The sequence below is a fragment of the Paraburkholderia sp. D15 genome (assembly GCF_029910215.1).
In the GTDB taxonomy this organism is placed as follows: Bacteria; Pseudomonadota; Gammaproteobacteria; order Burkholderiales; family Burkholderiaceae; genus Paraburkholderia.
This window is the reverse complement of record NZ_CP110395.1, coordinates 4,082,738-4,099,122: the sequence shown is the minus strand read 5'-3', so window position 1 is coordinate 4,099,122 and position 16,385 is coordinate 4,082,738. Positions and strand designations below refer to the sequence as shown.

12 protein-coding genes are annotated in these 16,385 nt (G+C 62.8%); 8 read left to right on the top strand and 4 right to left on the bottom strand.

All coding sequences use genetic code 11. The annotated features are described in order from the left end of the window. The first annotated feature begins 96 nt into the window (after nucleotides 1-96). From LFL96_RS17870 to LFL96_RS17860, 3 genes are all read left to right on the top strand, one after another. The gene (locus LFL96_RS17870) at nucleotides 97-648 is read left to right on the top strand and encodes a shikimate kinase (protein WP_280996537.1); all 552 of its coding nucleotides are present in this window, start codon (nucleotides 97-99) and stop codon (nucleotides 646-648) included. Continuing rightward, nucleotides 648-1,733, top strand: a complete 1,086-nt coding sequence (gene aroB / locus LFL96_RS17865; protein WP_280996536.1) for a 3-dehydroquinate synthase — start codon at nucleotides 648-650, stop codon at nucleotides 1,731-1,733. Before LFL96_RS17870 ends, aroB begins: the two co-directional genes overlap by 1 nt. Nucleotides 1,734-1,809: 76 nt before the next feature. Further along, entirely contained in the window at nucleotides 1,810-3,021 is a 1,212-nt protein-coding gene (locus LFL96_RS17860; protein ID WP_280996535.1) for a deoxyguanosinetriphosphate triphosphohydrolase, read from the top strand. Between the two features lie 92 nt (nucleotides 3,022-3,113). Here LFL96_RS17860 and LFL96_RS17855 read toward each other — a convergent pair whose 3' ends face one another. Both LFL96_RS17855 and LFL96_RS17850 read right to left on the bottom strand, forming a co-directional pair. After that, a complete protein-coding gene (locus tag LFL96_RS17855) occupies nucleotides 3,114-3,494 on the bottom strand; it encodes a DUF883 family protein (protein WP_281000817.1) in 381 nt (126 codons plus the stop codon). Between the two features lie 394 nt (nucleotides 3,495-3,888). Further along, nucleotides 3,889-4,614, bottom strand: a complete 726-nt coding sequence (locus LFL96_RS17850; RefSeq protein WP_280996534.1) for an OmpW family outer membrane protein — start codon at nucleotides 4,612-4,614, stop codon at nucleotides 3,889-3,891. A gap of 187 nt (nucleotides 4,615-4,801) precedes the next feature. On the opposite strand from LFL96_RS17850, the gene LFL96_RS17845 reads away from it, so the two are divergent. The 5 genes from LFL96_RS17845 (at nucleotide 4,802) to LFL96_RS17825 (ending at nucleotide 13,666) form a co-directional block, all read left to right on the top strand. Next, nucleotides 4,802-5,509, top strand: coding sequence for a transposase (locus LFL96_RS17845; protein WP_280996533.1), 708 nt, complete (start codon nucleotides 4,802-4,804; stop codon nucleotides 5,507-5,509). Nucleotides 5,510-5,819: 310 nt separating this feature from the next. Then, the gene (locus tag LFL96_RS17840) at nucleotides 5,820-10,523 is read left to right on the top strand and encodes a glutamate synthase-related protein (protein ID WP_280996532.1); all 4,704 of its coding nucleotides are present in this window, start codon (nucleotides 5,820-5,822) and stop codon (nucleotides 10,521-10,523) included. A 152-nt stretch (nucleotides 10,524-10,675) separates the two neighbouring features. Next, a complete protein-coding gene (locus tag LFL96_RS17835; protein WP_280996531.1) occupies nucleotides 10,676-12,145 on the top strand; it encodes a glutamate synthase subunit beta in 1,470 nt (489 codons plus the stop codon). A gap of 293 nt (nucleotides 12,146-12,438) precedes the next feature. Next, nucleotides 12,439-13,185 carry a hypothetical protein gene (locus tag LFL96_RS17830; protein WP_280996530.1) on the top strand — a complete coding sequence of 249 codons (747 nt, stop codon included), beginning with the start codon at nucleotides 12,439-12,441 and terminating at the stop codon, nucleotides 13,183-13,185. Next, complete coding sequence (locus tag LFL96_RS17825; protein ID WP_280996529.1) at nucleotides 13,172-13,666, top strand: PIN domain-containing protein; 495 nt, start codon at nucleotides 13,172-13,174, stop codon at nucleotides 13,664-13,666. Before LFL96_RS17830 ends, LFL96_RS17825 begins: the two co-directional genes overlap by 14 nt. 3 nt (nucleotides 13,667-13,669) lie before the next feature. On the opposite strand, the gene LFL96_RS17820 is transcribed toward LFL96_RS17825, so the two are convergent. Together LFL96_RS17820 and LFL96_RS17815 are read right to left on the bottom strand one after the other, a co-directional pair. After that, entirely contained in the window at nucleotides 13,670-14,935 is a 1,266-nt protein-coding gene (locus tag LFL96_RS17820) for a D-amino acid dehydrogenase (protein WP_280996528.1), read from the bottom strand. Nucleotides 14,936-14,952: 17 nt separating this feature from the next. Continuing rightward, nucleotides 14,953-16,212, bottom strand: coding sequence for an MFS transporter (locus tag LFL96_RS17815; protein WP_280996527.1), 1,260 nt, complete (start codon nucleotides 16,210-16,212; stop codon nucleotides 14,953-14,955). Nucleotides 16,213-16,385 lie beyond the last annotated feature (173 nt).

Genomic DNA, 16,385 nt, shown 5'->3' with positions numbered 1-16,385 from the left:
CGGCGGCCGCTTTCGGGCGGCGCGCAGGCTCGACAAGGCTGCCGCTTTGCCAGTAAGCTGCGGCACGAACCATACCGGAATAGCCAGAGGACACCGTTGCAAGCGCGGGACGCACACGCCAATGTATTTTTTGTAGGGCTCATGGGGGCGGGCAAAACCACCGTGGGCCGGGCCATTGCGCGCCGTCTCGATCGCCCGTTCTTCGATTCCGACCATGAAATCGAAGCGCGCACGGGCGCGCGCATTCCGACCATCTTCGAGCTGGAGGGCGAAGCGGGCTTTCGCGAACGTGAAGCGAGCGTGATTTCCGATCTCACCGGGCGCGAGAACATCGTGCTCGCCACCGGCGGCGGCGCGGTGCTGCGGCCCGAGAACCGCGAAGCGCTGCAGAATCGCGGCGTGGTGATCTATCTGCGCGCCAATCCGCACGACCTCTGGCTGCGTACCCGGCGCGACAAGAATCGCCCGCTTTTGCAGACCGAAGACCCCAAGGCGCGTCTCGAAGCGCTCTACGAAGTGCGTGATCCGTTATATCGGGAATGCGCGCATTTCGTCATCGAAACCGGCCGGCCCTCGGTCAACGGACTCGTCAACATGGTTCTGATGCAGCTCGAGATGGCCGGAGTCGCCAAACACCCTGCGTCATAATGGACCGTATGATTACCGTCAACGTCGAACTGGGCGAGCGCGCCTACCCCATCCATATCGGTGCCGATCTGCTCGGCCAGACCGCGCTGTTCGCGCCGCACATCGCCGGCAGCTCGGTCACGATCGTCACCAACACCACGGTCGAGCCGCTGTACGGCGACGCGCTGCGCGCCGCGCTGGCGCCGCTCGGCAAGCAGGTCTCCACGGTCGTGTTGCCGGACGGCGAGGCCTACAAGAATCTCGATACCCTGAACCTGATCTTCGACGCGCTGCTCGGGTCGCGCGCCGATCGCAAGACCACGCTGATCGCGCTGGGCGGCGGCGTGATCGGCGACATGACGGGGTTTGCCGCGGCTTGCTACATGCGCGGCGTGCCGTTCATCCAGGTGCCGACCACGTTGCTGTCGCAGGTGGATTCGTCGGTGGGCGGCAAGACCGGCATCAACCATCCGCTCGGCAAGAACATGATCGGCGCGTTCTACCAGCCGCAAGCGGTGATCGCCGATATCGGCACGCTGCGCACGCTGCCGGCGCGTGAACTGGCGGCGGGTGTCGCCGAAGTCATCAAGACCGGCGCGATCGCCGACGCCGGCTTCTTCAGCTGGATCGAGGCGAATGTCGAGGCGCTGAACCGGTGCGAACCGGCAGCGCTGATCGAGGCAGTCAAGCGGTCGTGCGAGATCAAGGCGTCGGTGGTGGCGCAGGACGAGCGCGAAGGCGGACTGCGCGCGATCCTCAATTTCGGCCACACGTTCGGCCACGCGATCGAAGCCGGGCTCGGCTACGGCGAGTGGCTGCATGGCGAGGCGGTCGGCTGCGGGATGGTGATGGCGGCAGACCTGTCCGTGCGCATGGGCTATCTCGACGAAGCCGCGCGCAAGCGTCTGGTGGATGTCATCGTCGCCGCCCGCCTGCCCACCCGCGCGCCCGCGCTCGGCGAAGCACGCTACGTCGAACTGATGCAGGTCGACAAGAAGGCGGAAGCCGGCGCGATCAAGTTCATTCTGCTGAAGCGTTTCGGTGAGACGCTGATCACCCAGGCGCCCGACGCCGAGGTGCACGCCACGCTGGCCGCCGCGATCTAGATCGGAACGCGGCCGGTTTGCCGGCAACGCATCACGCACCCGCGTCGCGGGCGCCGCTTAGGTTTCGGAGAATCCGTTGACAGACAGGCGCAGCGACGATGTACAGCACGATCCGGCCGGCCGCGCCCGCGCGGCGGCGCATGGCGTGCTCACCCAGGAAGCCCTTGAGGCGCACCTCGCGCCGTATGCCGCGCATTCGGCGAACTCGCGCGGCCGTCGTCATCCGGAAGCCGCGCCGAGCGCGCGCACCGAGTTTCAGCGCGACCGCGACCGTATCGTCCACTCCACGGCATTCCGCCGGCTCGAATACAAAACGCAGGTCTTCGTGAATCACGAGGGCGACCTGTTCCGCACGCGCCTCACGCATAGCCTCGAAGTCGCGCAGATCGCGCGCTCTGTGGCGCGCAATCTGCGCGTGAATGAAGACCTCGTCGAGGCGATTTCGCTCGCTCACGATCTCGGTCACACGCCGTTCGGGCACGCCGGCCAGGACGCGCTGAACGAGTGCATGCGCGAGCACGGCGGCTTCGAACACAATCTGCAGAGCCTGGCGGTGGTCGACGATCTCGAAGAGCACTACGGAGCGTTCAACGGGCTGAATCTCTGCTTCGAAACGCGGGAAGGGATTCTGAAGCACTGCTCGCGCGAAAACGCGCGGCGGCTCGGTGCGCTCGGCGAGCGGTTTCTCGATGGGCGCCAGCCGTCGATCGAAGCGCAGATTGCGAACGTCGCCGACGAAATCGCGTACAACAACCACGATGTGGACGACGGTTTGCGTTCCGGCTTGCTGACCATCGAGCAGCTCGCGGAAGTTGAGTTGTGGCAGACGCACTACGAGGCGGCGCGCCGCGATTTTCCGCACATCGAAGGGCGTCGGCTGATCCACGAAACGGTGCGGCGGATCATCAATACGCTGATCGTCGATCTGATCGACGCGACCAGGGCAAACCTCGTACGCCATGCGCCGGACTCGCTGGACGTGGTGCGGGCAGCACCCGTGCTGGTCGCGCACAGCGACGCGATCGCCGCGCAGGCCGCTATTCTCAAGCGCTTCCTGTTCAAGAACCTGTACCGCCACTACCGCGTGATGCGGATGGCGAACAAGGCGAGGCGCGTCGTCATCGGGCTGTTCGACGCGTTCACGGAGGATCCGAGGCTGCTGCCGCCGAGCTATCTGTCGACGGACGCGGCGCAGCAACCGCGGCTGATCGCGCATTACATCGCCGGGATGACGGATCGCTACGCGGTGAAGGAATACCAGCGGCTGTTCGTGATCGACGACAACTGATTGGCGTCGATCTGCGCCGATCGCGCGGCGGCCCGCAAATGGCGAGCGAGCCGCGAGTGGCGCTTCAATCGCTTAAATCGCTTCGATGCGCGCTACCGCAACCGCGACGCGAACAGCGCCCCCGCGATCAGCGCGACACCGCCGACGATTGCAATCGTCTGCCAAGGATTTTCATGCACGTAATCGTCGGCGTCCGAAAGCGCGACTTCGGCGCGTTCACGCACGGCTTCGCGCGTGTCGTTCAAGCGGGCGCGTGCCGTTTCCAGCTGCTTGCGCAGTTTGCTGCGCAACGCCACCGCGTCTGCTTGGGTGCCGTCCGCCAAAGTAGATTCAAGTTCCGACATTAGCGTGCGCAGTTCGCCGGCGATATCTTCGGCTGCGTGGCGGCTGTGCCGGGCAATACGCCGCGCACGGCGGCTGGTGCTGGTCCAGGATTCGCCGAGGGCGTCTCGCGTATTCGGAAGTGCTGTCATGGTCGCTCCGTCGATGAGGTGAATGAGTCCCACGCCTCGTCTCTGTGACGTACGACGCGCAACGTCGCGTCACGACGCGGGAAACACCTTGGGTCGCAACTTTGGTGCCAAACCGGCCAGCGCGCCGCAAGTCCCCACCAGCCCGTGCGTTGCCGCGCGAGCGCATCGCGCTGCAGTCCTATTCGTCAGCAGATATTGCACAAGCCGGCGCGCTCGCGGGTCAAATTTACAAACGCCGCACGAGCGTCGCGCGCCGCACGCACAAAATAAAAAACGCCGCCATTGGATATGACGGCGTTGTCCAAGCCCCGAAAATTCGACTAACCTAACTAAACGCGTCCCTAATTTTTTGCGAAGCGTTCGTCGAGGAAGACGCGTGGCATGGCAGCGTGGATCAGAAGCGGTAGCCGATGTTGACGTACGAAACGATCGGGTTGAGCTTGATCTTGGTTTGCGACGTGGCGGTCAGCGTACCGACCGGCGTATTCGCCGCGGTGGTCAGCTTGGCGGTGGTGTTCAGCGGCAGATACGAGATCGACACGCCCGCGAACCAGTGCTGGTTGAACGCGTAGGTGAAGCCCGCATTAAACACCGGCTCCCACGAACTATCCGTACTGACGCTGGTCGGACCATGCAGAACGTTGGCTTCGAAAGCGCCGTTGGTGATCTTCTGGTCGGTGAACCAGATGCGACTCACGCCAACGCCGAGATATGGCCGGAACGAGGCGGTCGGTGCGTTGAAGTAGTACTTGAACAGCAGAGTCGGGCTCCACTGTTTCGCCGAACCCAGCTTGCCGAACTGTTCGAGGCTGCCCGTGCCGTTCAGGTCGAATGAAGGCGGAATGCCGATCACGAATTCAGTGGCGATGTGGTCGGTGACGAAGTAACCAGCGGTGAAGCCCAGCGTATCGGCGGAACCGAGCGATGCGCCAGTGTTGGGTTCGTTGATGTTGGTGGGGCTGCCGCCGATGCTTGTCACTCTCAACGGGTCGCTGCTCGATTGAGGTGCAAGATGGAACCAGCCTGTCGTGACGTAAAAGCTGCCGGCCGATTGCGCATGCGCTGCCGTTGACATGCAGGCTAGCGCCGCGAGCCCCGTTACGGCCTGTTTTAATTTCATATGTGCTCCTCCAGAAAAGGCCCGCTCATTATGACTACAACGTTTGAAACAAACCATACGCGCCGGTTAGAGCTTTCTCCCTAAGCCCCGCGTGGTTTCTGGCTCAGCCGCGCCGCGCCGAACGTAGGGCGCATGCGGTTCTTCGGACCTTCGGGTATGTACCAACGCGACTATCGGATACTCCAGCATGGCACGGCTTGCACGTCTTTATGTCCCTGACCAGCCGCAGCACGTCATCCTCCGCGGACTCGACCAGCAGCCCGCGTTCGTCGACGACCAGGATTACGAGCTTTTCATCGATTGTCTGAAAGCGGCTTCGCGCGATCATCGTTTGTCCATCCACGCTTATGCGCTGATGCCGGGCGCGGTCCAACTCCTCGTCACGCCGACCGAGGAGTCGAGTCTGCCGAAGGCGATGCAGGCGGTCGGGCGCCGCTACGTGGCGCACTTCAACCGCCGTTACGCGCGGCGCGGCACATTGTGGGAAGGACGATATCGCGCGACGGTGATCGAAGGCGAGCGCTATTTTCTGCTGGCGAGCCGCGTCGTCGAAATGTGTCCGGTGCGCGCGCAACTGGTGGGCGCGCCGGAAGACTACCGCTGGTCGAGCTATCGGCACCACATCGGCCTGACGCTCGACAGCCTGATCACCGACCATCCGCTGTACTGGTCGCTCGGCAATACGCCGTTCGAGCGGCAGCGCGCCTACCGTGAGCTGTGCGAGCAACCGCTCGACGAACGCGAGGCCAGTCAGCTTCAGCAGGCCACGCTGAAGGGCTGGGTGTTGGGCAGCGACAGCTATCGCGAGTGGGCGGCGCGGGCCGCGAACCGGCGCGTATCGCCGCTGCCGCGCGGCCGGCCTCGCAAGGTGCGCGAGACGCCTCAGCAACCATAAAGCGTTTCGCATCAAGGGCTTGATAAGCAGCAGGAAGTAACGGCATCCGCGGATGCCGTTTTCTTTTGCCCTGTTTTGATGTGGCACTATTAAAAATAGACCGCAATGCACCAACTTGATAATTGGGGATCGACCATCAGCTTTTATTTGCTATTCCTTTGATTCGTCGCGTATATTCCGAATTCCGGCGCTTTTTGATACGCGTAGCATCCCAGCGTACAGTGCGCCGTCGCGGTGGCAGTTGCGCGCCGCGGCACTAGAAAAACGGTTTTAACGGCCTGTCCGGCCCCTCACAGACGACGGTGTCCCCATGAACGACCACCAGCAACCGACTCACCCGGTTCCCGCCGCCCAAGGTCTGTACGACCCGCAAAACGAACATGACGCCTGCGGCGTCGGCTTCGTCGCTCATATCAAGGGCAAGAAAAGCCACGAGATCATCGAGCAAGGCCTGAAGATTCTCGAAAACCTCGACCACCGGGGCGCCGTCGGCGCCGATCCGCTGATGGGCGACGGCGCGGGCATCCTGATCCAGATTCCGGACGGCTTCTATCGCGAGGAAATGGCGAGGCAAGGCGTGGTATTGCCGCCGCACGGCGAATACGGCGTCGGCATGGTGTTTCTGCCGAAGGAACACGCATCGCGTCTCGCCTGCGAGCAGGAGCTCGAGCGTACGGTGAAGGCCGAAGGCCAGGTGGTGTTGGGCTGGCGCGACGTGCCGGTCGACCACACCATGCCGATTTCGCCGACCGTGAAGGCGAGCGAGCCGCTGATCCGCCAGATCTTCATCGGCCGCGGCAAGGACATCATGGTGACCGACGCGCTGGAGCGGAAGCTGTACGTGATCCGCAAGACCGCGAGCCACCGCATTCAGGCGCTCAAGCTCAAGCACGGCAAGGAATACTTCGTGCCGTCGTGCTCGGCGCGCACGGTCGTCTACAAGGGTCTGCTGCTGGCCGGCCAGGTCGGCGTGTACTACCGCGACCTGCAGGACGAGCGCACCGTCTCGGCGCTGGCGCTGGTGCACCAACGCTTCTCGACCAACACGTTCCCGGCGTGGGAGCTCGCTCACCCGTACCGGATGATCGCCCACAACGGCGAAATCAACACGGTGAAGGGCAACGTCAACTGGCTGAACGCCCGTACCGGCGCGATCGCCTCGCACGTGCTCGGCGACGACCTGCCGAAGCTGTGGCCGCTGATCTACCCGGGCCAGTCCGACACGGCATCGTTCGATAACTGTCTCGAACTGCTGGTGATGGCCGGCTACCCGCTCGTCCACGCGATGATGATGATGATCCCGGAAGCCTGGGAACAGCACACGCTGATGGACGACAACCGCCGCGCGTTTTACGAATACCACGCCGCGATGATGGAACCGTGGGACGGCCCCGCCGCGATCGCGTTCACCGACGGCCGCCAGATCGGCGCGACGCTCGACCGTAACGGTCTGCGTCCGGCGCGCTACATCGTCACGGACGACGACCTGGTCATCATGGCGTCGGAAGCCGGCACGCTGCCTATTCCCGAATCGAAGATCGTCAAGAAGTGGCGTCTGCAGCCGGGCAAGATGTTCCTGATCGACATGGAACACGGCCGCATCATCGACGACAAGGAACTGAAGGACAACCTCGCCAACGCGAAGCCGTACAAGAGCTGGATCGACGCGGTGCGGATCAAGCTCGACGAGATCGAGCCGAAGGCCGAGGACGTCGCGACGGAACGCCGCGAGGCCGCCGCGCTGCTGGACCGCCAGCAGGCGTTCGGCTACACCCAGGAAGACCTCAAGTTCCTGATGGCGCCGATGGCGCAAGCCGGCGAGGAAGCGGTCGGTTCCATGGGCAACGACTCGCCGCTGGCGGTCATGTCCAACAAGAACAAGACGCTGTACCACTACTTCAAGCAGCTGTTCGCGCAGGTGACGAACCCGCCGATCGACCCGATCCGCGAAAACATGGTGATGTCGCTGGTGTCGTTCGTCGGTCCGAAGCCGAACCTGCTGGACACGAACAACATCAACCCGCCGATGCGTCTCGAAGTGTCGCAGCCGGTGCTCGACTTCAAGGACATCGCCAAGATCCGCGCGATCGATCAGTACACGGGCGGCAAGTTCAGCTCGTACGAACTGAACATCTGCTATCCGGTGGCGTGGGGCAAGGAAGGCATCGAAGCGCGCCTGGCGTCGCTGTGCGCGGAAGCCGTCGACGCCGTGAAGTCCGGCTACAACATGCTGATCGTGTCGGACCGCAAGACCGACCGCGACAACGTCGCGATTCCGGCGCTGCTGGCCACCGCCGCGATCCATACGCACCTCGTCCAGCACGGTCTGCGCACCAGCGCGGGTCTGGTGGTCGAAACCGGCTCGGCGCGTGAAACGCACCACTTCGCGCTGCTCGCGGGCTACGGCGCGGAAGCCGTGCACCCGTACCTCGCGATGGAAACGCTCGGCCAGCTCGCGGCCGGCCTGAAGGGCGACCTGTCGGCGGAGAAGGCGGTCTACAACTTCACCAAGGCGGTCGGCAAGGGCCTGATGAAGGTCATGTCGAAGATGGGCATTTCGACCTACATGTCCTACACCGGCGCGCAGATTTTCGAAGCGGTCGGCCTGGCCGAAGACCTGGTGGTGAAGTACTTCAAGGGCACCTCGTCGAAGGTGGGCGGCATCGGCCTGTTCGACGTCGCGGAAGAAGCGATCCGCCTGCACCGCGAAGCGTTCGGCGACAACCCGATCCTCGCGAACATGCTGGACGCGGGCGGCGAGTACGCGTACCGCGTGCGCGGCGAAGAACACATGTGGACGCCGGATGCGATCGCCAAGCTGCAACACTCGGCGCGCAGCAACTCCTATCAGACGTACAAGGAATACGCGCATCTGATCAACGATCAGACGAAGCGCCACATGACGTTCCGCGGTCTGTTCGAATTCAAGTTCGACCCGACCAAGGCGATTGCGCTCGACGAAGTCGAATCGGCGAAGGAAATCGTCAAGCGTTTCGCGACCGGCGCGATGTCGCTCGGCTCGATCTCGACGGAAGCGCACGCCACGCTGGCGGTCGCGATGAACCGCATCGGCGGCAAGTCGAACACCGGCGAAGGCGGCGAGGACGTGAACCGCTACCGCAACGAACTGCGCGGCATTCCGATCAAGAATGGCGACACCATGAAGTCGGTGATCGGCGACGAAGTGATCGTCGACATTCCGTTGAAGGACGGCGATTCGCTGCGCTCGAAGATCAAGCAGGTGGCGTCGGGCCGTTTCGGCGTGACGGCGGAATACCTCGCCTCGGCCGATCAGATCCAGATCAAGATGGCGCAGGGCGCGAAGCCGGGCGAAGGCGGTCAGCTGCCGGGCCACAAGGTGTCGGAATACATCGGCAAGCTGCGTTACTCGGTGCCGGGCGTCGGTCTGATTTCGCCGCCGCCGCACCACGACATCTATTCGATCGAAGATCTGGCGCAGCTGATTCACGATCTGAAGAACGTCAACGCGTCGTCGAGCATCTCGGTGAAGCTGGTGTCCGAATCGGGCGTCGGCACGGTGGCCGCGGGTGTCGCGAAGGCCAAGGCCGATCACGTGGTGATCGCCGGGCATGACGGCGGCACGGGCGCTTCGCCGCTGTCGTCGGTCAAGCATGCGGGCACGCCGTGGGAACTCGGTCTGGCCGAAACCCAGCAGACCCTCGTGCTGAACCAGTTGCGCGGCCGTATCCGCGTGCAGGCCGACGGCCAGATGAAGACCGGCCGCGATGTCGTGATCGGCGCGCTGCTCGGCGCGGACGAGTTCGGTTTCGCGACCGCGCCGCTCGTCGTCGAAGGCTGCATCATGATGCGCAAGTGTCACCTGAACACCTGCCCGGTCGGCGTCGCGACGCAGGATCCGGTGCTGCGTGCGAAGTTCCAGGGTCAGCCGGAACACGTCGTGAACTTCTTCTTCTTCATCGCGGAAGAAGCGCGCGAAATCATGGCGCAACTGGGTATCCGCAAGTTCGACGACCTGATCGGCCGCGCCGAACTGCTCGACATGAAGAAGGGCATCGAGCACTGGAAGGCGAAGGGTCTGGACTTCTCGCGCGTGTTCTATCAGCCGCAAGTGGCGGCGGAAGTGGCGCGCAAGCACGTCGATGTGCAGGACCACGGTCTGGACAAGGCGCTCGATCACACGCTGATCGAAAAGGCGAAGGCGGCGATCGAGAAGGGCGAACACGTGTCGTTCATCCAGCCGGTGCGCAACGTGAACCGTACGGTCGGCGCGATGCTGTCCGGCACGATCGCGAAGAAGTACGGTCACGACGGTCTTCCCGACGACGCGATTCACATCCAGTTGAAGGGCACCGCGGGCCAGAGCTTCGGCGCGTTCCTCGCGAAGGGCGTCACGCTGGATCTGGTCGGCGACGGCAACGACTACGTCGGCAAGGGCCTGTCGGGTGGCCGCATCATCATCCGTCCGACCAACGATTTCCGCGGCAAGTCGGAAGAAAACATCATCTGCGGCAACACGGTGATGTACGGCGCGCTGGAAGGCGAGGCGTTCTTCCGCGGCGTGGCGGGCGAGCGTTTCTGCGTGCGTAACTCGGGCGCGACGGCGGTTGTCGAAGGCACGGGCGACCACGGCTGCGAATACATGACGGGCGGCACGGTGGTCGTGCTCGGCGAAACGGGCCGTAACTTCGCGGCCGGCATGTCGGGCGGCGTTGCCTACGTGTTCGATCCGGACAACACGTTCGCGGGCAAGTGCAACAAGTCGATGGTCGCGCTCGATCCGGTGTTGCAACAGGCCGAACAGGAACGCACGGTCGACAAGGGCCTGTGGCACAGCAACACGACCGACGAAGCGCTGCTCAAGGGCTTGATCGAGCGTCACTTCCAGTTCACCGGCTCGCCGCGTGCGAAGGCGCTGCTCGAAAACTGGGATGCGTCGCGCCGTCAGTTCGTGAAGGTGTTCCCGACCGAGTACAAGCGCGCGCTGGGCGAAATGGCCGCGAAGAAGGCGAACAAGGAAGTGCTCGCCGCCTGAGTGTCGAGACTGCCGTAACGCGCCGCTTCGCTGGTTACGCAACCAGCGCGACGTCACCCCCAAGCCGTACCCGCCGCGCGCGGCCACCGTTGAACGGTGCGCCGCGGCGGGTGTAGATCACCCCACCTGATACAGATAGAGAAGAGAACCACATGGGCAAGGCAACCGGTTTTCTCGAGTTCGAACGTCGCTCCGAGACGTACGAGGCTCCGCTCACGCGTGTGAAGCACTACAAGGAATTCGTCGCCGCATTGAGCGACGACGAAGCGAAGATTCAAGGCGCACGTTGCATGGACTGCGGCATTCCGTTCTGCAACAACGGCTGCCCGGTCAACAACATCATCCCGGACTTCAACGACCTGGTGTTCCATCAGGACTGGAAGAACGCGATCGAGGTGCTGCACTCGACCAACAACTTCCCCGAGTTCACGGGCCGCATCTGCCCGGCGCCGTGCGAAGCGGCGTGCACGCTCGGCATCAACAACGACCCGGTCGGCATCAAGTCGATCGAGCACGCGATCATCGACAAAGCCTGGGCCGAAGGCTGGGTTGCGCCGCAGCCGCCGAAGCACAAGACCGGCAAGAAGGTTGCCGTGGTCGGTTCGGGCCCCGCGGGTCTGGCCGTCGCGCAGCAACTCGCGCGCGCGGGTCATGACGTGACGGTGTTCGAGAAGAACGATCGGATCGGCGGTCTGCTGCGTTACGGTATTCCCGACTTCAAGCTGGAGAAGTGGCTGATCGACCGTCGCATGCGTCAGATGGAAGCCGAAGGCGTGACGTTCCGTGCCAACGTGTTCATCGGCAAGGCGGACTCGCTGCCGGCGTACATCGGCAACACGGCGAAGGAAACCATCACGCCGGCCGAGCTGAAGGAACAGTTCGACGCGGTGGTGATCGCCGGTGGTTCGGAAACGCCGCGCGATCTGCCGGTGCCGGGCCGCGAGCTGGAAGGCATTCATTACGCGATGGAATTCCTGCCGCAGCAGAACAAGGTCAACGCCGGCGACAAGGTCGCGAACCAGTTGCTCGCGAAGGGCAAGCACGTGGTCGTGATCGGCGGCGGCGATACCGGTTCGGACTGCGTCGGCACGTCGAACCGGCATGGCGCGAAGAGCGTCACGCAGTTCGAACTGCTGCCGCAGCCGCCGGAAGAAGAGAACAAGCCGCTCGTGTGGCCGTACTGGCCGATCAAGCTGCGCACGTCGTCGTCGCATGACGAGGGCTGCGAGCGCGATTGGGCGGTCGCGACCAAGCGTCTCGAAGGCAAGAACGGCAAGGTCGAGAAGCTGATCGCGGCGCGCGTCGAATGGAAGGACGGCAAGATGCAGGAAGTGCCGAACTCGGAATTCGAAATGAAGGCCGACCTGGTGCTGCTCGCGATGGGCTTCACGCAGCCGGTGTCGCCGGTGCTCGAAGCGTTCGGTGTCGACAAGGATGCGCGCGGCAACGCGCGCGCCGCGACCGAAGGCGACAAGGCGTACTACACGTCGGTGGACAAGGTGTTCACCGCGGGCGACATGCGTCGCGGCCAGTCGCTGGTGGTGTGGGCGATCCGCGAAGGCCGCCAGTGCGCGCGTTCGGTGGACGCGTTCCTGATGGGGCATTCGGAACTGCCGCGTTAATCGTCTCGATGGACCGGCGCGGATGCTTGAATGCCCGCGCTGGTTCGATGGTTGCAGGAAGAGGTGGAGACGACAAAGCGGTACATAAGCGGTACATAAGCGGTACATTCAAGTAGTGAAGAAAAAGGAAGCCGGGCACCTGTGAGGGTGACCCGGCTTTTTCATTTGATCGCGGACGCTTTGTCTATTTAATAAGGAAAGCTACTAAATAAATAGATAGGTTTTGAATCAATGTGCGCTGTTAAGATTCCCGCTCGGGATGGGTTGATCCATCTTCGCAGCTCGATACGCACATGGAAAAACGGGAACACCTCAGCTTCAGAATCGATAGCCTCACACCTGATACGCTGCCTATGGCCAGGCTGGCGCAATACCTTGCGCAACTTTCCATCTTGTACGGGAACAACGATTCCGTTCATTTCGACAGGCTGCGCAAAGGTAGCGCGATCCTCCAGGTGAGTGTCATGGAGGCTGCGTATCCAAAGGTCATGCAGCGCCTGCGGCAAGTTGGCGGCGCGGATGCCGAGCCGGACGTGAAAAAGGCATTTCACGCGATCGATCGGTTACTGCGGGCCGACCATTCCGCCGCAACTATCACGCATGGCGGAACGGCAAAAATTCTGGAGTTTCCGGGCCGTAAGGTGGAGCGCGTCAAGCCGACCATTGTCCATCAGCCCACGACGGTCGATGGCGTGGTGATCCGGATTGGTGGCCGAGACGACGCGATACCGGTTGCGCTTCGTGACGCCGAAGGTGTGGTCATCAACTGCGAGATTCGCGGGCGGGATCAGGCAAAGGAACTGTCGCGCTACTTCCTGGCGGAAACCTTGCGCGTATCGGGTAATGGCAAATGGAGTCGTGCAAGCGGCGGCAAGTGGGTGCTCGAATCGTTGGTTATCCAAACCTTCGAGGTATTGGATGACGCAAACCTGGGCGACATTGTCGAAGCATTGCGTAGTGTGACGAACAATGGTTGGGCGGATCTCGATGATCCGTTAGGCGCGTGGAAAAAACTCCGAGGCGTGGATGATCATCTTTGACGCGAATGTACTCATTTCTTTATCAACCGGAAACGAAAACGACGAGGCGTTCGAACGTATCTCCGGCCTAATTCGGGATAGCGTCGAAAGAAAATCGGTCATTGGTGTGCCAGCGCCGGCGTGGGCCGAATTTCTCTGTGGCGTCGGATCAGGAACACCCGGTGTCATCCAGATTCTCAAAAAACGCAGCGCCATTCGAATTCTTCCGTTTGACGAAATAGCGGCCACCGAACTCGCTGCTATCGATCAGTCGACACGTGCTACGGGTGGCAAGAAAGGCGCCTCCAGGTCTCATTGGCAGAAAATCAAGGTGGACCGCCAGATTCTGGCCATCGCACGCGTGCTCGACGCAAAAACGATTTATACGGAAGACGCCGACCTGATCGCTGAAGCGAAACGTATCGGACAGACGGCATGCCGAGTGACCGATATCCCGCTCAAACCCAGGCAAACCAAACTCGAACTGCTGGAACCGGCGTAACAGCTATCGTCGATACCGTTCCACCGTCAGCCCCGCCAAATCGATCTCCGGCACTTGCCCCGTAACCAGATCCGCGACCACGCGTCCCGATCCCATCGACATCGCCCAGCCCGTCGAGCCGTGTCCCAGATTCAGCCACAGATTGCCTACGCCGCATGCGCCGAGTAGCGGCGCGCCGTCTGGCGTCATCGGTCTGCGTCCAACCCAGAAATGGGCGGAAGTCGGATTCGCCGCATGCGGGAACCAGTCCTTCAGCACCTTCATCAGCGTCTGCAACGCCTGTTCGCGCAATGTGGTTTGCCGATTGCCCAGCTCCGCCGTGCCAGCCACACGCAGGTTATTGCCGAAGCGCGTGATCGCGGTTTTGAGCGACTCGTCCATCAGCGCGGCGCGCGGCGCCTTTTCGTCGTCGGTAACGGGCAAGGTCGCGGAATAGCCTTTCACCGGGTACAGCGGCACCTTCACGCCAAGCGGCGCGAGCAACGCCGCACTATCGACGCCCAGCGCCACCACCACCGCATCCGCCGCCAATGTCTCGCCGCCGCGCTCGCTGTCGATGCGCACGCCACGCACCGCGCCGCCTTGCACATCGAGCGATGTGACCCGCGTGTCGAAGCGGAACTGCACACCATTGCGTTCGCAGATCGCGCGTAGTTCGCGGGTGAAGCGTGCACAATCGCCGGCTTCGTCATCGGGTAGATAGAGGCCGGAAACCGGCGCTTCGCGTGCCCAGCGCAAGCCTGGTTCGATCTCCACACACTGCGCCGCGCTGACTTCCCGATGCGCGATACCCGCGTCGCGCAGCACCGTCAGCGCCGGCTGCGCCAGTTCGACGTCGTATTCGCTGCGAAATAGCTGTAGATAGCCCTGGCTGCGTCCATAGTCGAACGGATGACGCGCGCGGAATTCAAGCAGACAGTCGCGGCTGTAGTAGGCGATCCGTTGCATCCGTTGCTTGTTGACGCGAAACCGTTCGAGATCGCACTCGCGCAGCCAGCGCGCGATCCAGCGCCACTGCGCGGGATCGAAGGTCGGCCGGAAGATCAGCGGCGAGGCCGGTTTGAACAGGTATTTGAGAATCTTCGCCGGCATGCCGGGCGCGGCCCAAGGTGTGACGTAGCCCGGTGCGATCACGCCCGCGTTGCCGAAACTGGTGGACAGCGCGACATCGGGTTCGCGCTCGATCAGCGTCACTTCGCAGCCCTGCCGGCACAGGTAGAAAGCGGTGGCGACGCCGATCACGCCGCCGCCCAGAACGATCGTTTTCATGAATGTGTACTGCGAAATCAGGCGGCGGGATGTGCCGCGCCGAGGACTTTACCCTTGGTCTCCGGCAGGCACAGTGCGGCGACGATCACCAGCAGATAGCCTGAGCCGGCGACGATACCCATCGCCTTCACCAGCGTCATGGTTTGCGATAGCGTCCCCACGAGGATCGGAAAGAACGAGCCGAGCCCGCGCCCCAGGTTGTAGCAGAAGCCCTGACCGGAGCCGCGTATCGCGTTCGGGTACAGCTCCGACAGATACGCGCCCACGCCCGCGAAAATCCCCTGCACGACGATGCCGAGCGGAAAGCCGAGCGCGAGCATCATGCCGTCGGTGATCGGCAGCATCGTGTAGACCATGCCGAGCACGAACGAGCCGATCGCGAACAGAACGAACGATGCGCGCCGGCCGATCCGGTCGCACAGAATCGCCCCGACGATATAGCCGGTGAACGAACCGACGATCAGCACGATCAGATAACCGCTGGTGTTGAACACGGACAGATGGCGCACGGTTTTCAGATAGGTCGGCAGCCAGGTGGTAATCGCGTAGTAACCGCCGAGCATGCCGGTGCACAGCGCACTGCCGAGCAGGGTGGTCTTGAGATAGGGAAACGCGAAAATCTGCAGGAAGTGCGAGGTATCGAAGCCGCTATCGCGCGCGCGCCGCGTCTCCGGAAAGATGTCCGGGTCGCTGACGTTGCGGCGAATGTAGATGATCCACGCGGCCGGCAGCAGACCGATCCAGAAACACGCACGCCATGCGTACTGCTCCGGCAGCAACGCGAAAAATGCCCAGTAGATGATCGCCGCGGCCGCCCAGCCGAACGACCAGCTGCTCTGTACGGTGCCGACGGCTTTCGCGCGATGCTGCGGCGAGCGGATGGTCTCGGCCATCATGATCGTCACGACCGACCATTCGCCGCCGAAGCCGATGCCCTGCAGCGTGCGGGTGGTGAGCAGTTGCCAGAACGAATGCGTGAAGCCGGACAGGAACGTGAACAGCGCGAAGGTCGCGATGGTCCATTGCAGTACGCGGATGCGGCCGTAGCGGTCGGCGAGAATGCCGGCGAGCCAGCCGCCGATCGCCGACGAGATCAGCGAGCTGGTGGCGATCATGCCCGCTTCGCTTTTGGTCATGCCCCACATCGCGATCAAGGTCGGAATGAGGAACGAGTAGATCATGAAATCGAACGCATCGACCGCGTAGCCGCCGAAGCCGGCATAAAGCGTGCGGCGTTCGCGCTGGGACAACTCGGTGAACCATTGGAGAGAAGACATGTTTTGTTATGGTCTCCAGGTCTGTCGGCCTGCCGGCAGCTCGATGGTGGGGTGTTCGTATTCTACGGGGACGTGGCGTTTCGAGGCCAGTCGTGGTCAAAAATGGCCGGGCCACGTCAGGCCGGGCCGCGTCAGGCCGCGCCACGTAATAATCGATAAGAGATGCAACGGGG